The following is a 23,244-nucleotide window of genomic DNA, read 5'->3' as shown; positions in this document are numbered from 1 at the left end:
AGGAGTAATAAACATGTGGTATTTCGCCTGGATGCTGGGGGTCGGTTTCGCGTTGCTACTGGCCATATTGAATGCGATGTGGGGCGAGAACGAAGCTGGCCGCGCCATGAGCGACAATGACGAGACACTGTCATGACGCCGGGTGTCGCGACGCCCCCGCCCTCCTCGCACATTCAAGTGTCGAGTTTGGTTATCGCAATCGTCATCATGCTCGCGTGTACGCTCTACCCTCCCATGATGGTCTCCCCCGATGGGAAGCCTGACCATGCGCTGGCGACTGCATTGTTCGTCGCCATGAGCGTGGCCTTTGTGAGAGGTGTGGGTTTTGTCCCGCGGATGCTTGTCTGGCGGTGGCTGTTCTCAGGCTGGACCTGCTTTGCGGCACTTGCAGTGGCAGGCTGGGTCAAGTTTCTGCATTGAGGGCTGACGGCTGAACCTTCACACAAGGAGCCGGAGCCTCAAGACAACCGAACGTTGATCTTGTCTTCACTCCCGTGCCGTGGAGGGCACCGCACAAAAGCCAATCGAAAAATGCTGCAGCCGGCGGGACTTCGGAAAGAGCTCCGAATCCGCCGGCATCGGCAGGCACATTTGAGATCGCCCCCTTGCTGCCGCATCAGTGCCTCCCTATCTCACGCAAGGTGAGCCGGGCATGCGCTATCAATGGAGAGGCAACAACGATTAGCCGCTCTCTTGAACAGTATCCCGCCAGCCCCTTCAGCGCCTATCCAGATAACGGAACAGTTCCTCCTCCTGGTCAAAGTGCAACTGCACCAGGGTATCCAGGCGAATTAACTGATGCTGAATCTCTTCGGCGGGAACCGTGGTCGGGTCGGCACTGAAGTCGCTGCTCATGCGCGCCAGCAAATGGATGTGGCGAAAAATCTCGCGGTGTCCATAGCTCAGTGCCGACAAGGGGTCCTCGCCCGGCATGCTCAGGGTCAGCAGCGGATACAGAGTGTTTTCATCGTCCCGTTCATGGCTGGCCAGGGAGGCTTGCAGTTTGTCGACCAGTTCCTGCAGATCGGTCTGCGCCTGCTCAAGCGGGCGCCGGGCGAAATCGCCGGCCAGTTGGTGCAGATCACTCAACACAGTGGCGAGTTGGCTGTGTTCGTCCTGCAGCCGATCAATGTGCTCGCCGGCCAGTCGTCGCAGGCCCGGTCCTGCCGAAGACCCCAACGCACGCAACGCATTAATGATGATGAACACGTCGATGACTTCCTGAACCACGGCGCCGGCGAGTGGCGGCAGGTAACCGAGGGCGGCCACCGTCATCGCCAGCAGCGACAGTCCCATGCCGGCCAGCACGCCTTGCAGCGCGATATGGCGGGTACGGCGGGCAATCTCCAGTGCCTCGACCAGACGGTCCAGGCGATCCACCAACAGCACAACACCCGCCGCTTCCGCAGAGGCCGTGGCACCACTGGCCCCCATGGCCACACCAACGGTGGCCGCCGCCAGCGCAGGCGCGTCGTTGATACCGTCACCGACCATCAGCGTGCTGGCGCGCGTACAGCCCTCTTGTACGGCACGCACCTTGTCCTCCGGGGTCAACCCGGCACGCAGTTCGTCGATGCCGGCAGACAACGCAATCATTTCGGCCGTTTCCAGGCGATCACCCGTGAGCATGACAATTCGTTCGATACCGCTGTTGCGCAGCCGGCGAAGGGTTTGTGGGGTTTCCCGACGCAGGCTGTCCGAAAAAATCAGCAGACCGCAAAGCGCCCCATCCACTTCAACGAAGCTTCCACCGCAGGCCGAATAATCCATCTGGCGCAGCATCGCGGTGGCCCAATCGCTGACAGAGGCCTCGGTATGAGCAAAAGACAGCGTGCCGAGACGCACTCGCTTCCCCTCAATCAGCCCACACAGCCCGGAGCCCGGGCTTTCTTCAACCGCTTGCGGGGCGCTGAGCGGCAATCGGAGCTGGCGCGCTGCGTCGACGATGGCCTGGGAGATGGGGTGCACCGAGGCCTGTGCCAGCGAAGCGGCCAGGCCCAGCAGGTGCTGTGGATCGACCTGGCCATTGACCTCGACCGACTGCAGGCGGGCGTGACCACTGGTCAAGGTGCCAGTCTTGTCGAGAAACAGCTGTTTGGCCCCTGCCAGCGCTTCCAGAGTGGCGCCGTCCTTGATGAGAATGCCGCGCCGCGCTGCCCTGGAGATACCGGACATGATGGCGATCGGCACCGCCAGGATCAAAGGACAGGGCGTGGCCACCACCAGAACCGCCAGCGCCCGTAGAGGGTCTCCACTCCATAGCCAGGCCAGCCCGGCCATGAGCAGCGTCAGCGGAATGAAGAGCAAGGCGTAACGGTCGGCCAGACGCACGAAAGGCGCGCGCGATCGCCGTGCCGCCTCGGCCAGCCGCACGACACCGGCGTAAGTACTCTGCGCCGCCGTCTGCGTCGCCAACAGCTGGAGCGGCGCGCCGGCATTGGCGACGCCACTGCGCAACACCTCGCCTTCCCGGCGGGTGACCGGCAACGACTCACCGCTGAGCGCCGACTCGTCCAGCGTTGCCGTGGGGCTGAGCAGACGGCCGTCGACGGGGACCACCTCCCCCAGGCGTACAAGCAGCATCTGACCCGGCTGGATCTGCTCGACCGGTATCTGGCGCAAGTCGTTCGGTTCCTGCAGCCAGGCAAAGCGCGGCGCCCGGTCGACCAGTGCACGCAGCTCGCGGTCGGCGCGTTGCGCGGTGAAAAATTCGAGGGTACGCCCGGAAGCCAGCATCAAGGCAATGACCGCCGCCACCAGCATCTGCTCAAACACCAGGGCCGCGCCGATCGACAACAGCGCAATCAAGTCCACGCCGGCCTCGCGCCGGGCCAGGCGCCTGACAATCTCCACCAGCAGCACCACGGCCATGACCAGGCTCCCGGAGAGCCAGCACATCGCCGCCCAGTCAGGCTTCTGGGCAACCTGCGCAATGCCGCCCGCCAGCAGTGTCAGGGCAGTCAGCAGCAATAGCGCAGGGTCCAGCCACTTGTTAGACATCGTTGTAGGTTCCTCAAAAGGGATGCGTCATCGTGCCGAGTCACTGCGCCCCGTTGATTCTAGTGACTTCGCAGCGATCGCTTTTTTTAATTCAAGGGGACCGGCGCGCTTTTCTTGCCTGGGGGGTGTTATCGAGTGACTGACAACGCATCGTGGTTGCCGCTGGTCGTAGCCCGATTTCTGGAGATTTTTATTTGTCGCCGGACTGCGCTGGGCGGCGTGAACAGAGCGAATACTCAATGAAACCGACAAACAATTTGTGTTGAAGAGTATTGAGGAAGAGGGATTGTTGTCGTTTGTGACAGGTAGCAAACGGCCGTTTCGGATGATTCAATTTTTCAACAGAATCGGCCAAAAGCTGCCGGTCGGATCGCGTTGAACGTCAACCAGGCTTCCCAGCCCCATCGCCCACTGGCGGTACTGTTGCGCGCGCAGGCCCGTGTACCGCACTCTCCCTCTTTCAAACATATTGCGATGGATAGCACTGGGGGAACGGGGATGTTCGGCACACTGTTCAAACGCATCTACAAAGGCAAGATCGCTTCGCCACTTTCTCATATGACCTCAGCGGTCTGCGCGAGCAAGACATCAACGTTGCCCGTTACGGCCAATGATCCGGTCACACGGCCTGCCTTTAATGAGTTGGCTCAGCATGTACTTCAAGACTCGCGGACAGCCAAATGATCGCAGACGGACTTTCGCTGCTCATCGACTATGGCACCTACCTGCTTCCTGGTCTTGGCCTCTTCGCCCTCTGGTTCTGTCTGACACCGAAGACACAGCTTGGTTTGCGCATCGTTATCCTGCTGCTTGGCTTCGTCCTGATGCGCGACCTGATGACCCCGCTGCGCTTATGGTCCCTGAGTGGCGACGTGCAGATCAGCTTCATTTCGAATCCGTTTGTCTTAACCACACTGGGCGTGCTGTCGCTGGCTGTCGTCGCCGCGCTGGCAAGGATCGCTCCAGAACTATGGAAACTCATCGCCTGGAGTCAGGGCAATCGGGTTGTCGGGCTCACTCTGGGCATCGCGGCAGGGTTGGCGATCGGCGTTCCGCTGCGCCTTTATCAAGGAATCGATACTGCCGGGATCGCGGGTTATTGGCCTTGGCTGCCAAGCATGGTCGTGCTGGCTTTCGGTGGTAATGCGCTCGAAGAGGTGCTGTTTCGCGGAATCCTGCAAGGTCACCTCGAACACCATACCTCTGCGCTACGGGCAGCCCTGATCAGCGCTGTCGCCTTCGCGGCCTGCCATTCGTTCCTGGCGCTAACCGTCACCCGGATTGGCTGGCCGATTTTATTGTTCACGCTGGTTGAGGGCCTGACCTGTTCTTTCATCCGCATGCGCTACGGGGTAAACGCCGCCACAGCCGCACACGGGACCGCAATATTACTCATTGCCACGCCCATGTGATTGATGACAGGCGGGTAGCGCTGTTCTCCCGCAGAGACTGGCGGTTCAGGGTCGCTAATAGCCCTTCGCAACAGTCACGAATCGGCCAGAAGCGGACGTTGGCAAGCGACCGCTACCGACCCTTTGCTGCCCTTCGCGAGAGGTACAATCGGCCAAAAGCGGGCATTGAGAGAGGAAATGCCCCCCGTCCATACACGGCACTGCACTGCCTGATCGAGCTACAAATGCCCTAGAGCCGACATATTCGACGAGCGGTATGAAGGCACCAAACGACATGAAACCTTTCGTACTAGGCTTCGACATTAACCCTGAATAGTGTGTGGGAATTTCTATTTCGAAGTTAGCGAGTCTCCAGATCTGTCCAGGCTGTTGATTGGGTGGTCCCTCGCAGGATCCTTGGCTTGCACTCATCGCGTTGTTGGGTGAGCAAAGGATCAGCTTTTGAGAAAGGAAACCAAGCATGAAAAGGCTCTCACACTTCTCCAGGTTTTACTTTGCTTGTTCATTGCTGATAGCGATGAACGGTTTTGTCCAGGCAGCACAAACCGAAAAACCCAATATTCTGTTTATCGTCTCCGACGATACTGGCTATGGAGATTTGGGCCCCTACGGAGGGGGTGTAGGTCGAGGCATGCCGACGCCGAGCATTGATGAACTCGCCGCAGAAGGCACCACCTTTTACTCGTTTTATGCTCAACCCAGTTGCACACCGGGCCGGGCTGCCATGCAAACCGGACGCATCCCCAACCGTAGCGGCATGACCACGGTAGCCTTTCAGGGTCAGGGTGGTGGCTTGCCAGCAGCGGAATGGACACTGGCATCAGTACTCAAAACCGGTGGTTACGACACCTATTTCACCGGCAAGTGGCACTTGGGCGAAGACGATTACGCGCTACCCAATGCTCAAGGTTACGACGTAATGAAGTACGTCGGCCTGTATCACCTGAACGCCTACACCTACGCGGACCCTACCTGGTTCCCGGACATGGATGATGAAACCCGCGCGATGTTTGCCAAAGTGACGAAGGGCGCGTTGTCTGCCAAAGCCGGGGAAAAGCCGGTTGAGGAGTTCAAGATCAACGGTCAGTACGTAGACACGCCGGTCATTGATGGCAAACCCGGTGTGGTCGGCATTCCGTTCTTTGACAACTATGTGGAAAAAGCCACGCTGGAATTTCTCGACACCGCGTCAAAATCCAATAAACCGTTCTTCATCAACGTCAACTTCATGAAAGTACACCAGCCGAACTTGCCGGCACCGGAGTTTGTGCACAAGTCGATCTCCAAGACCAAATACGCCGACTCAATCGTCGAACTCGATACCCGCATTGGCCGCATCATGGACAAGCTAAAAGCGCTGGGTCTGGATAAAAACACCCTGGTGGTTTACACCACCGATAACGGCGCTTGGCAGGATGTTTACCCAGACGCTGGCTACACGCCCTTCCGTGGAACCAAAGGCACGGTGCGTGAAGGTGGCAACCGGGTTCCGGCGATCATGGCCTGGCCAGACAAAATCAAACCGAACACAAAAAATCACGACATCATCGGTGGTCTCGATTTGATGGCAACGTTCGCCTCCGTGGCCGGCATCAAACTGCCTGAGAAAGACCGCGAAGGTAAGCCGATCATCTTCGACAGCTACGATATGACACCGGTGCTGCTCGGCACTGGACCCGACCCGCGTAAAGAGTGGTTCTATTTCACCGAAAACGAGTTGTCGCCCGGTGCTGCCCGTGTCGGTAACTACAAAGCGGTGTTCAACCTGAGGGGCGACGACGGGGCCGTGACGGGCGGTCTGGCCGTCGACACCAACCAGGGTTGGAAGGGGCCAACCAAATACGTAGCAACCGTGCCGCAAGTATTCGACTTGCTGCAAGATCCACAGGAACGCTATGACATTTTCATGAACAACTACACCGAGCATACCTGGACCATGGTGCCTATCAGCACAGCAATTGCGAAGCTGATGAAAACCTATGTTCAGTATCCTCCTCGCAAACTGCAAAGCATGAGCTACGACGGCCCGATCGAATTGTCCAAGTACCAGAAATTCCAGTCAGTGCGCGACGACCTTGAAAAAGAAGGCATCAAAATTCAGATTCCAGCTGACAACTGAAACCGCCGTGGTGACCTTAGCCGAGGTCGCGAATTGCATCTCGTCCACCGCGTAATCAGGGGTAATTCAACATCGGTTCCCACCCCCCTGATTGCGCGGCACCCATGTGTTGAGTTCAGGCCATATTGACTGAAGGACTTCCCTAAAATCTGACAGGAGGTGTCCATGAAAACTGTACGTTCACTTAGATTCCTCTTCATCGCGCTTGTTGGCGCGTTGGTGCTCGCTACAAACATCGCCCATGCTGCTGATCCGTTGCCCTTGTGGCACGACGGGATTGCCAAGCAATCCATCGTCGACTTCGTGGAGAAGGTGACAAAACCGGGCTCACCAGACTTTGTGCCGGCCGCTGAACGCATCGCTACTTTCGACAACGACGGCACGCTCTGGTGCGAGCAGCCGATGCCCGTTCAGCTTTACTTCGCGCTTGACCGTGTAAAAGCACTTGCGCCACAGCATCCCGAGTGGAAGACACAGGAACCATTTAGCTCATTGCTCAAGGGGGATCTGAAAACAGCGCTCGCCGGAGGAGACCACGCATTACTGGAACTCATCATGGCCACGCATGCCGGCATGACTACTGTGGAGTTTGAGCAGGTGGTCAAGGATTGGCTTGCCACCGCAACGCATCCAAAAACTGGCAAGCACTACACAGAAATGGTTTATCAGCCGATGCTCGAAGTGCTCGCTTATCTGCGCGAGAACGGATTTAAGACTTACATTGTCTCTGGCGGTGGCATTGAGTTCATGCGTGTGTGGACGGAGCAGGTTTACGGAGTGCCTCCAGAACAGGTCGTCGGCAGTAGCATCAAGACGCAGTTTGAACTGCGTGACGGAAAACCGGTGATAGTGCGATTGCCTGAGTTGAACTTCATTGACGACAAGGGCGGAAAGCCCGTCGGCATCAACCAGTTTATTGGCCGGCGCCCGATTGCCGCATTTGGCAATTCGATTGGCGATCAAGAAATGCTGGAGTACACGCAGGGCGGCAAGGGCGCGCGGCTTATGCTACTGGTCCTGCATGATGATGCGACGCGCGAATATGCCTACGGCCCGGCTCGCGGACTGCCAGATGTGAAACTTGGTGCCTTCCCTGCCGCGCTAGATGAGCAGGCGAAAAATCAGGGGTGGATCGTGGTCAGCATGAAGGACGACTGGAAACGTATTTTTGCCTTCGACAAATAATTAATGTTAGCCCCCGCCAATAATCTGCAAACGAAGAGAGGAATACAGCCATGCAACTCATGACGAAGAACCTCAAACCTTTTGTGTTGAAAGGCTTGATGGCTTGCGCCTTGGTAATTCTGGGTGCGACTGCGCATGCTCAGCAAGCAACACCTGCGGTCACGGCCATCGACATCCTGCTTGAGCCGGACAATACGATGCTCCAGCACTCGCAAGCCGTGAATGACCGCCTGCTCAAAGTTTTCCCGAAGGGCTTTGCGCTGGACGCCACACACCGCCCCCACATCACCTTGGTACAGCGTTTCGTCCTCACCGAGAATCTTGAAAAAGTGTATGCCGCCGTCGGTAAAGTCTTCGCCAGCACCAATGTGACCGGCCTGAAGTTGGAAGCTATCAAGTATTACTACATACCGGACAAAGACCTTGGCCTCTCGGGCATTGTCATCAAGCCAACTCCCGAATTGATCAAACTGGAAATGCAGGTGATCGACGCGGTGACTCCGTTCACGGTGAAAACTGGAACCTCAGCCGCGTTCGTCACCGGCGACGTTCCTGAGGTCCTCCCTGCCTTAATCACTTACGTTTCGGACTTCGTGCCTAAGTCTTCTGGCGAGAACTACCATCCGCACGTCACCACCGGTCTTGCACCCAGAGAGTACCTGGACAAGATGATCGCCGAACCGTTTGATACGTTCACGTTCTCGCCAGAGGGTGCGGCGGTGTACCAGCTTGGGCACTTCGGCACGGCAGCGAAGAAACTCCACCAGTTCGATCTGAAACCTTGAGCTGTTTAAGCCATGGAACCAAGCTTCTATTACTTGCGATCCCTATTGGTAAAGGCCACAGCTATTTCCTGGGATTTCGGCAACAATGCGTCTGCGTCAACAAACACAGAGATTTAACTTGGACGCAGTGTGCAAAATCAGGATGGCTGGCAGCAGGACTGAAGCATTCAGACGGAGTCCCCACGCCTGATGACTGACTGCACTGCCAATTTTGTTTACCAAGAGGCGGTCAAGTTGGGGCAGTAGGGGCAATGGATGTCCGCTTTGGGTTGTGGATTGCGGCGCTTCGTGACAGGCAGCAATTGGCCGGTTGCTGACCATCACGACCGGCTGAAAACGGCCAGGAGCAGACATCCGCCCAAGCATTCCGCCCAGAGAATGCTCCCTGAAGGAAACACCCCCCCTTGGCGCAGTGACAACTCACATGCCAGTCGTTATTCGCTGGGCCTGCGTTCAGTCGCTAGCGTTGCCTCTGAATTGGCTTCGCGACTGCTGTTATACGCTGCAAAATACCGACCTAACTGGCGTCCAAATCGGATACAGGGTTTTTCAATTACGAACCAGGAAATACTGGCCAACGCAAGAGAAACGGCGATCGTAACAGCCTGATTTGCATGAATGCTGAAATTCGGGAATTCGGCGGCTATAACCTTTTGTATTGGCCATCCGAAGACATACACACCATACGAAAAGTCGCCTGGAAGCCGCAATGCCTTGATTGGGCCGGTGGTCATCAGCCAAAGCGCAGTCATCAAAAATGCCGGATAAAACACAAACTGGAACGCCGATCCATGCCGAAATATCCAAGCGAAGAGGATTAAGCCGGAAACCACACGGATATTGATACTTGCCTGGTCCTTATAAAGCGCAAGGAGAGCACCAAAAGCAAAAAAGGCCGGGAGGCGCCCACCAATGTCTATGTTCATCAGACCAATCAGTTGAATGTCTTGCGGGAAAAACATTGAAGTAACAAGAATTGCGATGAGAACCACCGTCGCGAAGAGCCTATGACGGAATACCCCACAGAGTCCCGCAGCCAGCAACATGGCGTACATAATAAGCTCATACCGGATCGTCCAAATAGATCCATTGGTCAGCGGGAAGTTGCTGTTTTCAAACACACCAGGCAATGAATATTGGATATAGGGGTGCCGGAATATTTCTGAAAAAACGGAGCTGTCAGCAAAATAACTATTCAACGGCAGTGTGGTGAGCATCGGTCCAAGCAGTAAGACGCAAGCGGCCGCACTAACCAGGATGGCTGGGAACACCCGAAAAAACCGTGCCAGTATAAAATCAAGCGGTGAACTATTGTTTATCCAGCTATTCGTTACAAGAATACCGCTTAAGAAAAAGAAGAACTCAACGGCCAGCGATCCCGAATAGTCAAATCCAAGCAACCCCCCTATAGGCTCTGTCGTCGCGGCCCCAGGAACGAGAGCGTAAGCATGCCCCCAGATGACCGCACATGCAGCGACGAGGCGCAGCAAATCCGCATTGTTATTGTCCCTGAGCAGAGCGTAATTCAGTTTCATTGAAAGGCTCTCGGAATGTGTGCGCGGTGGCAGGACCCGATAACCATCCTGGCAAACTTGCCAGTTGTGGTAGATGTGTCCGATAAGGACTGAGTGTAGACGGCGCCTCAACGCGACTGCTGAACATGAAAAAAAAGACATGTTACATATTCGTAATCCTGGCCGATGCCCAGCCAAACTCCGATACACACTTTGCCTCTATTCCTGACCGATGCATCTATCCCAAACCAGAACAAAAGAATGCCAAAGATCTGGCGCGATTTAGTTGACTACTTTCGGTCTATTACTGCCCTTCGAGACGGACAACAACCGGCCAATAATAATCTCCCGGTTGCATACACTAATTTGAGTGCCGATTGACGAGTGCTATCGAACCCTCGGTCCGCAACAACTTTCAATCACTCAGAAAATGCCTGCCGGGTTGCTGGTCGACTTGCTGATGTTGAGCAAGTGAAACCACGAACTGTTACCCGGGCCGGGGCCGCCCCCCTGCGACCATCCGGATGGCGCGCGCGCACGTCTTGCGCTTCGCGGATGGGGCCCCACGCGGCGATCTGCGGCGAATACGCGGCCGACTTGATCGAGTCGGGTACGCCCATTGAGTCACGGCAATTTCCGACTCGCGGTCGGCCGTAACTCACGCTTGATTGTCATACCGTTGGTTCAAGCGATTCATTTTGCAATAAGCTTTGTCCACTTGCGGTTCGAGCCGCATCACACCACCAAGGTAGAACACCTGATTGAACATCGATACCCGAATCAAATTCCGTCATCTGGTGTGTTTTCTCGAAGTGGCGCGCCAGGGCAGCCTGGCACGTGCTGCCGACAAGCTGGCGATCAGTCAGCCGGCGCTTTCCAAAACCCTCAAGGAACTGGAAACCCTGCTGGAGGCCACCCTGTTCGAGCGGGGCAAAAAGGGCTCGACGCTGACCGAGGCCGGTGCGGCCTTTCTGCGCTACGCCGGGCCGAGCGTGCAATCGCTGCGCGAGGGGGTCAACAGTCTGCGTTCCGGTGTGCATGAACCGATTACCGTGCAGCTCGGCGTGCTGTCCACCGTCGAAAGCTTACTGGTTCCTGAGGTGGTCTGCCGTCTGCATGACCGGCACCCTGCCTTGGTGGTCAGCGTCATGACCGGGCCTAGCGCCTATTTGCTCTCGCAATTGCGGGTCGGCGAACTGGACCTGGTGGTGGGTCGAATGACCGATAGCCCGTTGATTTCCGGACTGACGTTCGAGCATCTCTACAGCGAGTCGATGACCCTGGTGGTGCGGGCCGGTCACCCGGCGCTCACCGCTGCACAGGGGCATAAAAATCTCGAAGACTACCCGCTGGTCTTGCCCTCGGCGGGGACGACGATCCGCAAATTCGCCGATAGCCTGTTTGTGCAGCACGGGATAACGCCGTCGCGCCAGCGCCTGGAAACCCTGTCGGTCGCCCTGAGTCGGCGCTACGTGCAATGCAGTCAGGCGATCTGGGTGGCGCCCCATGACGCGGTCAGGCAGGACTTGAGGCAAGGTGAGTTGGTGGAGCTGGATCTGGGGATGCGCGAACCTGGCGGTTCGGTGGGGCTGTGCACCAATCCTGCGTTACCCGTGACGCCAGCGGCGCAGTGGTGCGTGGAAGCCCTGCGCGAGATCGGCCAGGAATATCGCGAAGGACAATATCCATAACCATTTGGATATGGATAGAGTCGTTTTTTTCAATTTTGCATCAGGTCGCGCAGGGGGAAACTGCGGTCACGAGTCACTGCCCACGCAGTGCCCGCCTCCGTCCAACCATAACAACAGGAAAAACGACATGTCTGATGCGCACGACAGCCGCTTCGTCATTCGTGACCGTAACTGGCATCCAAAAGCCCTGACCCCCGACTACAAGACGTCGATCCTGCGCTCCCCGCGCCAGGCATTGGTGAGCATTCCCCAATCCCTGTCGGAAACCAGCGGCCCGGACTTTTCCCATTTGAAAATGGGACAGCACGATAACGATCTGCTGTTGAACTTCAATCACGGTGGCCTGCCCATTGGCGAACGCATCATCGTCGCCGGTCGCGTGTGTGATCAGCACGGCAAGCCGATTCCCCATACCCTGGTGGAAATGTGGCAAGCCAATGCCGGTGGCCGTTACCGGCACAAGAAGGACAGCTACCTGGCCCCGCTCGACCCGAATTTCGGCGGTGTCGGCCGTGCACTGACCGACCGCGATGGCAACTACAGCTTCCGTACCGTCAAACCCGGTCCCTACCCTTGGCGCAACGGCCCCAACGACTGGCGGCCAGCCCATATCCATGTCTCCATCAGCGGCCCGTCCATTGCGACGCGGTTGATTACCCAGCTGTATTTCGAAGGTGATCCGCTGATCCCCATGTGCCCGATCGTCAAATCGATCTCGAATCATGAAGCGGTGCAGAGCCTGATCGCCAGACTGGACATGAGCATGGCCAATCCGATGGATTGCCTGGCTTATCGTTTTGATATCGTCCTGCGCGGCCAGCGCAAGACCCACTTCGAAAACCGCTGAGGAGGCCTGCGTATGCCCGTTCAACTTCTGCCTGAAACCCCATCGCAAACAGCCGGCCCCTATGTGCACATCGGCCTGGCCCTGGAGGCTGCCGGCAATGCGCCGCGCGAACAGGAAATCTGGAACGACATGGCCAAGCCTGGCGCGCCAGGTGAGCACATTTTACTGCTGGGCCACGTTTATGACGGTAACGGCCACCTGATTCGTGACGCGTTCCTGGAGTTCTGGCAGGCCAATCACGATGGCGTCTATGACAGTGCTTACGACCTGGAAAAACCGTTCAACTGTTTTGGCCGTACCGCCACGACCGATGTCGGTGAATGGACGATCAACACCGTGAAACCCGGCGTGGTGAAAAACGCCGCGGGCGTTGCCATGGCCTCGCACATCAACGTGTCGCTGTTTGCCCGAGGTATCAACATCCACTTGCAGACCCGGCTGTACTTCGACGACGAAGCCCAGGCGAATGCCGTGGACCCCGTACTGAATCTGATCGAACAACCCCAGCGGCGCGAATCGCTGATTGCCAGGCGCTGCACGGTTGACGGAAAGCTGGCCTACCGCTTCGATATTCACGTTCAAGGTGAAGCGGAAACCGTGTTCTTCGACTTCTGACGACGCAGGCACCGCGTAGAAACGGCCTCCCCTCTGCGGGAGGCTATCTGTGCCCGTCAAGACCCGCCCCCCGACGCAGGGTAAAGCGACCGGCCCATGGCGACTTCTCGAAGCCAGCGATGTGAGCCATTCAATTCAGTATCGCGCGAAACAAAGTACCTGTACTTTCAGGCCCGTTGGCAACCGTGGCGCACGATTGCCAACGCGGTCGGCATTGGGTGCCCGATGGGTCTTTACAGGCAACCTGACGGTTGATCGTTGAACGCGTGTCCGCATGACGTCGTGATTGGCTGGCAATGCTGAACAGTGCATCCAGCCCGACCCTGCTTATCTTTGCCGATCGCCGCTCTAGACTGGGTCACACCTTTCTCAGCTCAAGGAGCGTTGCGATGCCGAATCATTCAATCAACGGCAAAGTCGTACTGATCGCCGGAGGCGCGAAGAACCTCGGAGGGTTGATCGCCCGCGACCTGGCCGGGCATGGCGCCAAGGCAGTGGTCGTGCATTACAACAGCCCTTCCAGTGAGGCCGATGCGCACGCCACCGTAGCCGCCATTGAAACCCTTGGGGCCAAGGCCGTGGCTTTGCAGGCCGACCTGACCACCGCCGGCGCCGTGGAAAAGCTGTTCAACGATGCAGTGCTGGCAGTGGGACGACCGGATATTGCGATCAACACGGTCGGCAAGGTGTTGAAGAAGCCGATGGCCGAGATCACCGAGGCGGAGTACGACGAGATGATGGCGGTCAACGCCAAGACCGCTTTCTTTTTTATCAAGGAAGCCGGCAAGCATCTTAATGACAACGGCAAGATCTGCACGATCGTCACCTCATTGCTCGGGGCATTCACGCCGTTCTATGCGGCGTATGCCGGCAGCAAAGCGCCCGTGGAACAGTTCACTCGGGCGGCGGCAAAAGAGCTGGGACCTCGTGGCATTTCGGTGACTGCAGTGGGGCCAGGCCCAATGGACACGCCCTTTTTCTACCCCGCCGAGGGCGAGGATGCCGTCAACTATCACAAGAGCGCTGCGGCGCTGTCGCCGTTCTCGCGCACTGGCCTGACCGATATTGAAGATGTGGTTCCGTTCATTCGGAATCTGGTCGGTGAGGGCTGGTGGGTGACGGGCCAGACGATTCTGATCAATGGCGGCTATACCACCAAGTGACGTGCGATAAAGCGGTTGCACCCCGTGATAGCGCGCTGATAGTTTCCTGAATCACCCGGCCATGGGGTCATTATGAGTGCCAACTCGTCTGCGGGTCACCCGCTGCTTCGCCATCGTGACGGTCACCACGCACGGGTGACGTTCGAGGAGCTGTTGTTCGATCTGGTGTATGTATTCGCCGTGACCCAACTCAGCCATGGCCTGCTCCACCACCTGACGCTGCTTGGGGTGGTGGAGACGCTGATCATGTGGTTTGCCGTATGGCTCGGCTGGCAGTACACCTGTTGGGTCACCAACTGGTTCAATCCGGAAATGCCCAGGGTGCGCGGGCTGATCTTCGCCATCATGTTTCCTGCGTTGCTGATGGCGGCCAGCATTCCCGAAGCGTTTGGCGATCGAGGGCTGGTGTTTGCGCTGGCCTATGTACTGATCCAGGTGGGGCGTACGGCCTATATCGTTCTGCATTTGCCCAGTGAACACCCGCTGGCACCGAACTTCCGGCGCATGCTCGGCTGGATGGTGATAGCGGCTGCGTTCTGGCTGACCGGCGCGTTTTTGGAGGGGCCATGGCGTATTGGCCTGTGGTTGGTCGCGGTGCTATGTGAGTACGTGTCGCCCATGTTCGGCTTTGCCCTGCCGGGACTGGGGCGCTCGCGCACCAGTGACTGGACCATCGAAGGTGCACACCTGGCCGAGCGTTGCCAGTTGTTTGTGATCGTCGCCCTGGGTGAAACGCTGCTGGCCAGCGGCGCCGTTCTCGCGGAGACCGATCATTGGGGGATTCCCGTGCTGCTCGGTTTGCTGACCACTCTGCTGGGCACTCTGGCAATGTGGTGGCTGTACTTCGGCACTGCCAGCAAAGACGCTATCCACCGTGTCACCGTCTCCGGCGATCCTGGGCGCACCGGTGCCAACTTCCACTACATCCACGCGATTCTGGTGGCTGGCATCATTGCTACGGCAGTCGGCAATGATTTGGTGATGGCCCACCCCGACCAGCACTTGACCACGGCCTACGTGGTGACCCTGGTCCTGGGGCCGATGATCTTTCTGTTCGCCAGCCTGCTCTACAAACGCGAGGTGTATCAGGTGATCGCCAAGTCCCACCTCGCCGGCATGGTCCTGTTACTGGCCCTCGTGCCGTTGGCCTACGCCACGGATCTGCTGATGGTCGGCACGCTGACCACGCTGGTGTTATTGATCGTATGTTTTGTCGAATGGCGAGTGGTCCGCCGGTTTCGTGCGAAACAGGCAGGCGCTGTCATCGAGCATTGAAGACCTATGGATAGAATCGAGCAATACCGCATCTTTGTTCAGGTGGCAGAGCTGGGCAGTTTCATTCAGGCCGCGCGGTTGCTGAAGCTGCCGCGCGCGACCGTGTCATCGGCCATTCAACAACTGGAGGCCAGCACTGGCACCCGTCTGCTGCACCGTACGACGCGCAAGGTGTCGCTGACCACCGATGGCACCCAGTTGTTGCTGCGTGCGCGTCAGGTATTGCTGGATATCGATGACATCGACCAGTTGTTCCAGAGCCATCAAGAACAGGTCATGGGCCGTCTCGAGGTTGATGTCCCGAGCCGCATTGCCAGACGCTTGCTCATTCCGGCGCTACCCGAATTTCTCAAGCACTATCCGCGACTGCAACTGGGTCTGGGCTCCACTGATCGCGCAATAGACCTGGTGCTGGAGGGGGTCGATTGCGTGATTCGGTTTGGGACACCACAGAACAGCAGCCTGGTGGTGAGGCCTTTGGGTCAGGTGTTGCTGATCAACTGCGCGAGCCCCGACTACCTGGCCGAATTTGGTGTCCCCGCACAGCCCGCCGACCTGCAAGACAAGCACCTCTGTATCGGCTATATGGCCGGTGGGACCACACAGCAAGCACCGTGGGAGTATTGCGTCGACGGTGTCGAACACTCGCTGGATCTGCCCGGGCGCCTGGTGGTCAACAACGCAGAAAGCTACATCGCTGCGTGCTGCGCAGGGCTTGGCCTGATTCAGGTACCGCTGTTCGATGTTCAGCACTTGCTGGAACGCGGCGACCTGGTGGAAGTCATGGCCGCCTACCGTCCCGCGCCCATGACCGTCTCGGTGCTTTACCCGAACCGGCGTCAGCGCTCTCGTCGGCTCGGCGCTTTCATCGATTGGTTTACCACGTTGATGGCGCCATACCTGAAGGCTTGAGCCACCCGGTTCCGTGGGGGTAGCGCTTGGCCTTCAAGGTCAAAAGGGGCGAGGCCGTGGCTATTTCAGCAACGGCTCCCTCGAACTTTTCCCTGTTTATCGGTCTATGTGGATAGGCACATCCACTCGGTAAGCACGCCCCCCTGCTGGCTTACCGCAGCCGGATGGCCACACGTCCAATGGCCAATCAGAGGTTGTCTTCGTTCATGAAATTCCTTGTCCCACGGAAGGTGCTCTTCGGTCTGTTCGCGTTCGCGGCAATGGGCTCGGCATCCGCCACACCGATGAAGACCTCAACCCCTGTTTTCGCCCCTGAAGCCACAGCCGTTAAGCCACCTGTCCACGCCGCCGACAACCCTTGGCCGACCTTGGCCGGTATGGCCGGCAAGCAGCCAGGGCCGTTGCTTGCCCATGACGACCGAGACTGGCATGACGACCGTTGGCACGATCGTAGAGACGAGTGGCGCCGAGACGAATGGCGCAGAGAAAATTGGCGCAGAGAGCAAGCCCGCCGGGAAGCTGAGCGCCGTCGTGATTGGGAGCGTAACGAGGATCGGGCCATGCGGCACCGTTACGAGGACGATCACCGTTACTATCGGCGCTAGTGCGAAGGCACCCTGACCGTCCGCAAGGGCTCAAGACTGGCCGATGGTCGTCGCATTTCGCTCGTCGCCGGCGTTTGGCTAAGCTGAATACATCAGGACGAACTCAATCTTGAGTGACAGCGGCTACGAGCGGATCTGGATTGGCGTCAAGGCAGTAGCCCCGGGAGACCACTATGTACGCGGTGATAAGAACCTACTTGGGGACTGGAGCAAAGCAGCTTTTCGAGCTTTTGGAAGAGCGTAGCGCCGACGTCGAAGCGACCCTTCGGACAGTGCCTGGCCTCGTCAGCTACACCCTGCTCAATACCGGCGATGGCGGTACTGCGGTGACCGTCTGCACGGACAAGGCCAGCACCGATGCAAGCTTGAAAGTCGCGCGTGACTGGATTCAGAAAAACGCCTCGAATATCCGCGCGAACCCGCCGATCGTGACGGAAGGGCCGGTCATTGTGCAGATCAAATAACGCGCCCTTCCAGTAGGTCTCAACCCACCGACATCTTCGCGGTCAGGTTCTGTTGCAGGTACGCCAGGAAGCGTCGCTGGAACAGCATCGTATGCTCGTGCGCGGCCTTTTCTGCTTCGTCAGCATTACGTGCCTGTATGGCATCGACGATTTCATCATGGTCGCGGCCGATGGGGGCGCTGGCCGTACTGACGATGTAGTCGAAGTGCAGGTGCAGCAGGCGCTGACCTTCGCCCAACAGCTTCTCGTAGTAACTGATGAAATACGGGTTCTTCCCGGCCTCGGCAATCGCCATGTGCAATGCCTTGTTGGTTTCGGACATCGCCTGAAAGTCCCCGGCACTGACGGCATCCAGATAGGCCGCGTCGGCGGCGCGGATACGCACCAGGTCTTCATCGGTACGGTGCAGGGCCGCCAGGCGGGTCACCGCGCGCTGGATCAGGTCCAGGGCAGAAATGTAGTTGGGGAATTCTTCGATTTCGAAGGGGGTCACCAACAGCGTGCGGTTCGGCAGGATGGTGACCAGGCCTTCGCTGATCAGACGGGCAAGCGCATCACGCACCGGCGAGCGGGAAAGGCCGAACTGGGCGGCCAGGGACACCTCGTCCAGCGGCACGCCCGGCTTGAGCTTCAGCGTCAGGATCTGCTTGCGCAGTTCTTCGTAAATGTAACGACCGCCATGGCGTTTGGCACCACTGGTCGCTTCAGTCGTTTCTTTGCTCATAGGGTCATGCTCTCGACAATGCAGGCCAGTCATCCGGCCAGCCCGCAACTTTAACATTCGCCCGGGGATAGTTAGAAACCCTCACCCCAGGTATCACTCAGCATAAAACCGGCCGCCAACGGGTCGTCGGGATCGAGGCCGATCTGGTGCAGCCCATAGATCCAGGCCCGCCCGGTGACCCTGGGCAACACCGCCGGTTTACCGCCCACAGTCGTCAGCCCCAGCAGCTCGACCTGAAACTCACCACCAATGGTCGAGCGCGAGATGAGTGCATCCCCCACTTCGACCAGATGGCGTGCGCTCAAGGTCGCCAGGTTCGCCGAACTGCCCGTGCCACAGGGCGAGCGGTCGACCCGCCCCGGAGGCAGCGTGGTACAGGTCTGGTAGGTGAGTCGGTCCACGCGGTGGCGGAACATCACATACGCCACCTCGTCGAGCGCCTTGAACAACGGGTGGCTCACCTTCACCTGCTGATTGATCAAGCCTTTGAGGCGCACGCCTTGAGTGGCCAGTTCACGGGCATTCTCGGGGGCAATGCTGAGGCCGATCTGGTCAACGTCCACCAGCGCGTAGTAGACACCACCGAAGGCAATGTCGGCCTTGATCACACCAAAGTCCGCGGTCTCGATCGGCACATCCAGTTGCTCGACAAAGGACGGCACCATATCCAGCGAAACGCTCTGACAGCGCCCGTCCGTGCACCGGGCACGGGCGGTCACCAGGCCCGCCGGAGTGTCGAGCACCACCGTGGTCACGGGCTCGACCATCTCCAGCATCCCCAGCTCCAGCAGGGCGGTGACCACGCAGATACAGTTGCTGCCAGACATCGGGTGCGCCTTGTCCGCCTGTAGCACGATAAAACCGGCCTGGGCTTCGGGCCGGGTCGGCGGCAACAGCAGGTTCACCGACATCTGCAGGCAACCGCGCGGCTCCAGAATCACCAGGCGCCGCAAGCTGTCGTCGATTTCGTTGATGTAGTTCATCTTGTCGAGCATGGTCTTGCCGGGGATATCGATGACTCCGCCGGTGATGACCTTGCCGATCTCGCCTTCACAATGCACATCAGCCAATTGCAGCGTCTTTTTCCAGCGCATGTCCGGATCCTTTACTTGATGTACCAGCCCCAGGGCTGTTCGCTGTCATAGCGGGTGATCTGCTTGGTCTCCAGATAATTGTTCAAGCCCCACTCGCCCAATTCGCGCCCGATACCGCTTTGCTTGTAGCCGCCCCAAGGGGCTTCGGTGAAGGTCGGCTGGGAGCAATTGACCCAGACGATGCCCGCTCGCAGTCGGCGGGCGACCCGTTCGGCACGGGTACTGTCCCGGGACATCACGGCAGCGGCAAGGCCGAAGCGGGAGTCGTTGGCGCTGCGCACCGCATCGGCTTCGTCATCGAAGGGACGCACACACACCACCGGGCCGAAGATTTCTTCTTTCCAGATCCAGCTGTCCTGCGGCACGTCGGCAAAAATCGCCGGGGTCAGGAAGTAGCCTTTCTCGCAATGGGCCGGACGCGTGCCGCCGGTGAGCAGCGTCGCGCCCTCCTCCCGGCCACGGGCGATGGCCGCCAGTACCTTGTCGTACTGACCACGACTGACCAACGGGCCGAGCAGCACGCCTTCATCCATGCCGTGGCCGATACTGACGCGCTCGGTCTGCTCCACCAGCCGCTTGAGCAGCGGCTCATACAGATCGCGCTGGACCAGCACCCTTGAAGTCGCCGAACACACCTGGCCCTGATTCCAGAAAATGCCGAACATGATCCATTCGACCGCGGCTTCGATATCGCTGTCGTCGAAGATGATAAAGGGCGACTTGCCCCCCAGTTCCAGGCTGATGTTTTTGATGTCGCGGGCGGCGGCCTGCATGATCCGCGTCCCGGTTGGCACGCTGCCGGTAAAGGCCAGTTTGTCGATACCGGGGTGCTCGCTCAGGGGCGCGCCGGCCTCCGGGCCGAGGCCGGTGACCACGTTGAGTACGCCGGCAGGCAGACCGGCCTGATGGGCGATGTCCGCCAGTTCCAGGGCAGTCAGCGGTGTCAGTTCCGACGGCTTGAGCACCATGCAGCAGCCGGCGGCCAGTGCCGGTGCGACTTTCCAGGCAGCCATCAGCATCGGGAAGTTCCAGGGAATGATCGCACCGGCAACGCCCACCGGCTCCTTGCGCGCAATGGAGGTGAAGCGCTCATCGGCCAGCGCAATGTGCTGCTCACGCTGCCCGTCCAGGCCGTCGGCCAGATCAGCATAAAAGTCAAAGCAGCCTGCGGTATCGGCAATGTCCCACTGGGCTTCGGGCAGCGGCTTGCCGTTGTCGCGCACCTCAAGCTCGGCCAGTTGGTCCTGGCGCTGGCGAATGCCGTTGGCGATGGCCCGCAGAATCGTCGCGCGCTCGGCCCCGGTCATTTGTGGCCAGGGACCGTCATCAAATGCCCGGCGTGCGGCACTGACGGCCAGGTCGATGTCTCCTGCGGTGGCCGCCGCGACCTGGGTGATCACCGACTCATCGCTCGGATCGATCGTGTCAAAGGTGCCGCCATTTTTGGGGCGAACCCACTGGCCGTCGATATAGAGCTGATCATGGGATTTCATGCGTGTCCTCCAACAAGGGTAAAGCGCTGGGCGCTGAAAGGGGTCAGGTCCTGGGCGGGTTTGCGCCCGACAACCAGGTCAGTGATGAGTCGTCCGGTGGTTGCACCCAGCGTCAGGCCGAGCTGGCCGTGGCCGAACGCCAGGAACACGTTCGCCAGCCGGCTGCTGCGATCGATCACCGGTTTGGTGTCGGGCAGAAACGGGCGATAGCCGACGCCGTATTCGAGGTTGTCCAGTTGCAACCGGGGAAGCATTTTTCGGGCTTTCTCGAGAATGATGTCGGCGCGCTTGAAATTCGGCTCGGCGTTCGGGCCGGCGAATTCGATGGTGCCGCCAATTTGCAAACCACGGGACATCGGGCTGAAGCAGAACCCGCCATCGGCATAAATCACCGAATGGCGAATCTCCACGCCGGGGGTGGGCAGCAACACCTGATAACCGGCGATGCCGGCCAGTGGAACCTGCGCACCGATCTGCCCGAAAAACTGTCGCGAGCCCGTGCCGGCGGCGATCACCACCTGATCGGCCGCGTAGCGTTGGCCATCGGCGAGGGTGACGCCGCTGGCACGGTCGGCCACCTCATCGATGCGCTTGACCTGGCCACGCACGCGCACGCCGCCCTGATCGAGAAAGCTTTGCGTCAATGCAGCAATAAAACCTTTGGTATCGCTGACCGCGCGCCAGTCTGGAAACAGCAGGCCATGGCTGAACTTGCCGGCCAACGACGGTTCGAGATCAGAGATGGCGGCTGCATCCAGCACTTCGGATTTGAAACCCAGTGCCTGGCGCAATGCCAGATGCTCCCGTTCGTGTTCCAGGCCTGCCGGGGTATCGAACAACTCGATGATCGGCCGCTGCCCCATCAGGGTCTTGTCCGGGCAAGCCGCCAACAAGGGTCCATAGTCCTCGTAGACCTGGTGCGTCAGGGTCGCCATGTCTTCGGCGATCTCGACGATCTTCGAATGCCGGGCACAGGCCAGAAAGCGCAGGAACCACGGCAGGATGCCGGGCAAGGCGCCGGGCCTGAGCGCCAGCGGTCCCTTCTGGTCGAGCAGCCAGCCGGGGATTTTTTTCAGGATGCCGGGCTTGGACAGCGGAATCACTTCGCTGACCGCCATTTGCCCGCAGCTCCATTTGGCGGTGCTGTCGCCCGCCGCGGCCGGGTCGATCAGCGTGACGGCGTAGCCTTCGCGTTGCAGATAAAGGGCGCAACAGACGCCGACGATGCCACCGCCGACCACCACAGCCTTTTCTGCGGGAAAGGGTGCTTGTGCAACGGGCTGTGCAGGCGTCATAGAGGAGTCTCTTGAGCAGCGGCTGGAGCGGCATAATCTTCCAGACTGAAGCCGTCCCACCAGGGTTGGGTGTCGTCGACAATAAACTCGGCGCGCCCGGTGATCCATGCCCTTCCTTCAATACTGGGGCGAATCGCGGCACGGCCATCTTCCAGTTGCAGGGTCTGGGCCACGCGGCCGACGAAAACACTGCCGATCAGGCTTTCGTGACGATAGGCGCCCTCTTCCGCCAACCAGCCCCGGGCAAAGCGCTGGGCGACCCGGGCCGAACTGCCGGTGCCGCAGGGCGAACGATCGATCAGGCTCGCACCGGCAATCACCACGGCCCGGCCCTGGGATTGTGCGGACAACGGCGCGCCGGTCCACATGCAATGCTTGACGCCCCTGATGGCCGGGTTTTCCGGGTGAACCACGTCAACCGTCCGGTTGACCAGGTCCTGCATCTCCCGGCCCCATTCCAGCAGTTGCTGCGGGCTGAAATGTTCGCAGCCCGGATAGTTGGGTTGCACCTCGACAATCGGGTAGAAGTTGCCGCCATAGGCGATGTCGACCTTCAGCAACCCCAGGGGCGGAAAGTCGAGAAGCAAATCACGGTGCAGCAGGAACGACGGAACGTTGGTGAAACGCACCGCGCTGACCTTGTCGCCATCGCGTACATAGGTCGCCTGGATCTGCCCCGCCGGCACATCCACCACCACGGTGCCCGGGACTTTCGGCTCGATCAGACCGGCCTCCAGGGCAAAGGTAATCGAGCCCAGCGTGGCATGCCCGCACATGGGCAAACAGCCGGAAGTCTCGATGAACAGCAGGCTGAAGTCGCTGTCAGCGCGCATCGGCGGGTAGAAAATCGTGCCCGACATGTGCGAGTGACCGCGCGGTTCAAGCATCAGGCTACGGCGAATCCAGTCGAAATCGGCCATGAAGTGTTCGCGCCGCTCGCTCATGGTCCGGCCTTTGAGGGCTGGGGCTCCGGCGATCACCATGCGTACGGGCATGCCTTCGGTATGGCCTTCGATACTGTTGAAAACGTGTCGGGTCATCGTATTCACTC

At 59.0% G+C, this 23,244-nt stretch carries 21 protein-coding genes and 1 pseudogene; 14 read left to right on the top strand and 8 right to left on the bottom strand.

What is annotated here, in order from left to right:
• Positions 1-13: 13 nt before the first annotated feature.
• Positions 14-136: a cytochrome bd-I oxidase subunit CydX gene (gene cydX / locus ACX3YD_RS11585; RefSeq protein ID WP_047530299.1), complete on the top strand. Its 123-nt coding sequence runs from the start codon at positions 14-16 to the stop codon at positions 134-136.
• Positions 133-420, top strand: coding sequence for a cyd operon YbgE family protein (locus ACX3YD_RS11580; protein ID WP_458960003.1), 288 nt, complete (start codon positions 133-135; stop codon positions 418-420). Before cydX ends, ACX3YD_RS11580 begins: the two co-directional genes overlap by 4 nt.
• 297 nt (positions 421-717) lie before the next feature.
• Here the strand turns inward: ACX3YD_RS11580 and ACX3YD_RS11575 are convergent, their stop codons facing one another.
• Positions 718-3,000: a heavy metal translocating P-type ATPase gene (locus ACX3YD_RS11575; protein WP_458960002.1), complete on the bottom strand. Its 2,283-nt coding sequence runs from the start codon at positions 2,998-3,000 to the stop codon at positions 718-720.
• A 680-nt stretch (positions 3,001-3,680) separates the two neighbouring features.
• Here ACX3YD_RS11575 and ACX3YD_RS11570 point away from each other — a divergent pair.
• The 4 genes from ACX3YD_RS11570 (at position 3,681) to ACX3YD_RS11555 (ending at position 8,501) form a co-directional block, all read left to right on the top strand.
• Positions 3,681-4,412 carry a CPBP family intramembrane glutamic endopeptidase gene (locus ACX3YD_RS11570; protein ID WP_458960001.1) on the top strand — a complete coding sequence of 244 codons (732 nt, stop codon included), beginning with the start codon at positions 3,681-3,683 and terminating at the stop codon, positions 4,410-4,412.
• 460 nt (positions 4,413-4,872) lie between these two features.
• The gene (locus ACX3YD_RS11565; protein ID WP_458960000.1) at positions 4,873-6,531 is read left to right on the top strand and encodes an arylsulfatase; all 1,659 of its coding nucleotides are present in this window, start codon (positions 4,873-4,875) and stop codon (positions 6,529-6,531) included.
• Positions 6,532-6,696: 165 nt separating this feature from the next.
• Positions 6,697-7,716, top strand: coding sequence for an HAD family hydrolase (locus ACX3YD_RS11560; RefSeq protein ID WP_458959999.1), 1,020 nt, complete (start codon positions 6,697-6,699; stop codon positions 7,714-7,716).
• A gap of 50 nt (positions 7,717-7,766) precedes the next feature.
• Positions 7,767-8,501: a hypothetical protein gene (locus ACX3YD_RS11555; RefSeq protein WP_458959998.1), complete on the top strand. Its 735-nt coding sequence runs from the start codon at positions 7,767-7,769 to the stop codon at positions 8,499-8,501.
• A gap of 434 nt (positions 8,502-8,935) precedes the next feature.
• Here the strand turns inward: ACX3YD_RS11555 and ACX3YD_RS11550 are convergent, their stop codons facing one another.
• A complete protein-coding gene (locus ACX3YD_RS11550; RefSeq protein WP_458959997.1) occupies positions 8,936-10,036 on the bottom strand; it encodes an acyltransferase family protein in 1,101 nt (366 codons plus the stop codon).
• Between the two features lie 398 nt (positions 10,037-10,434).
• Positions 10,435-10,655, bottom strand: a pseudogene (locus ACX3YD_RS11545) (creatininase family protein); the annotation flags it as partial.
• A gap of 121 nt (positions 10,656-10,776) precedes the next feature.
• On the opposite strand from ACX3YD_RS11545, the gene pcaQ reads away from it, so the two are divergent.
• The 8 genes from pcaQ to ACX3YD_RS11505 all read left to right on the top strand — a co-directional run bounded on the left by pcaQ (position 10,777) and on the right by ACX3YD_RS11505 (position 17,587).
• Entirely contained in the window at positions 10,777-11,706 is a 930-nt protein-coding gene (gene pcaQ, locus ACX3YD_RS11540; protein ID WP_458959996.1) for a pca operon transcription factor PcaQ, read from the top strand.
• 127 nt (positions 11,707-11,833) lie between these two features.
• Complete coding sequence (pcaH, locus tag ACX3YD_RS11535; protein ID WP_047530324.1) at positions 11,834-12,553, top strand: protocatechuate 3,4-dioxygenase subunit beta; 720 nt, start codon at positions 11,834-11,836, stop codon at positions 12,551-12,553.
• Positions 12,554-12,565: 12 nt separating this feature from the next.
• A complete protein-coding gene (gene pcaG, locus ACX3YD_RS11530; RefSeq protein WP_103404972.1) occupies positions 12,566-13,168 on the top strand; it encodes a protocatechuate 3,4-dioxygenase subunit alpha in 603 nt (200 codons plus the stop codon).
• 389 nt (positions 13,169-13,557) lie between these two features.
• On the top strand, positions 13,558-14,331 hold the full coding sequence (locus ACX3YD_RS11525) for an SDR family oxidoreductase (RefSeq protein WP_458959995.1): 774 nt from the start codon (positions 13,558-13,560) through the stop codon (positions 14,329-14,331).
• Positions 14,332-14,403: 72 nt separating this feature from the next.
• Positions 14,404-15,606: a low temperature requirement protein A gene (locus ACX3YD_RS11520; RefSeq protein ID WP_458959994.1), complete on the top strand. Its 1,203-nt coding sequence runs from the start codon at positions 14,404-14,406 to the stop codon at positions 15,604-15,606.
• Positions 15,607-15,612: 6 nt separating this feature from the next.
• Positions 15,613-16,518: a LysR family transcriptional regulator gene (locus ACX3YD_RS11515; protein WP_458959993.1), complete on the top strand. Its 906-nt coding sequence runs from the start codon at positions 15,613-15,615 to the stop codon at positions 16,516-16,518.
• A 206-nt stretch (positions 16,519-16,724) separates the two neighbouring features.
• Complete coding sequence (locus tag ACX3YD_RS11510; protein WP_458959992.1) at positions 16,725-17,123, top strand: hypothetical protein; 399 nt, start codon at positions 16,725-16,727, stop codon at positions 17,121-17,123.
• Positions 17,124-17,296: 173 nt separating this feature from the next.
• Positions 17,297-17,587 carry a hypothetical protein gene (locus ACX3YD_RS11505; protein ID WP_047530334.1) on the top strand — a complete coding sequence of 97 codons (291 nt, stop codon included), beginning with the start codon at positions 17,297-17,299 and terminating at the stop codon, positions 17,585-17,587.
• Between the two features lie 19 nt (positions 17,588-17,606).
• Here the strand turns inward: ACX3YD_RS11505 and ACX3YD_RS11500 are convergent, their stop codons facing one another.
• The 5 genes from ACX3YD_RS11500 to ACX3YD_RS11480 all read right to left on the bottom strand — a co-directional run bounded on the left by ACX3YD_RS11500 (position 17,607) and on the right by ACX3YD_RS11480 (position 23,233).
• Positions 17,607-18,311 (bottom strand): GntR family transcriptional regulator, encoded by a 705-nt coding sequence (locus tag ACX3YD_RS11500; protein ID WP_052193580.1) that lies wholly within the window; start codon positions 18,309-18,311, stop codon positions 17,607-17,609.
• 71 nt (positions 18,312-18,382) lie between these two features.
• Complete coding sequence (locus tag ACX3YD_RS11495) at positions 18,383-19,405, bottom strand: proline racemase family protein (protein ID WP_458959991.1); 1,023 nt, start codon at positions 19,403-19,405, stop codon at positions 18,383-18,385.
• A gap of 11 nt (positions 19,406-19,416) precedes the next feature.
• Positions 19,417-20,898, bottom strand: a complete 1,482-nt coding sequence (locus tag ACX3YD_RS11490; protein ID WP_458959990.1) for an aldehyde dehydrogenase family protein — start codon at positions 20,896-20,898, stop codon at positions 19,417-19,419.
• Complete coding sequence (locus tag ACX3YD_RS11485) at positions 20,895-22,193, bottom strand: NAD(P)/FAD-dependent oxidoreductase (protein ID WP_458959989.1); 1,299 nt, start codon at positions 22,191-22,193, stop codon at positions 20,895-20,897. The genes ACX3YD_RS11490 and ACX3YD_RS11485 overlap by 4 nt, the downstream gene beginning before the upstream one ends.
• Positions 22,190-23,233, bottom strand: a complete 1,044-nt coding sequence (locus ACX3YD_RS11480; protein WP_458959988.1) for a 4-hydroxyproline epimerase — start codon at positions 23,231-23,233, stop codon at positions 22,190-22,192. The genes ACX3YD_RS11485 and ACX3YD_RS11480 overlap by 4 nt, the downstream gene beginning before the upstream one ends.
• Between the last annotated feature and the right edge of the window lie 11 nt (positions 23,234-23,244).

The sequence above is a fragment of the Pseudomonas fluorescens group sp. PF-1 genome, assembly GCF_054481335.1.
This window is presented reverse-complemented; position numbering and strand designations above follow the sequence as displayed.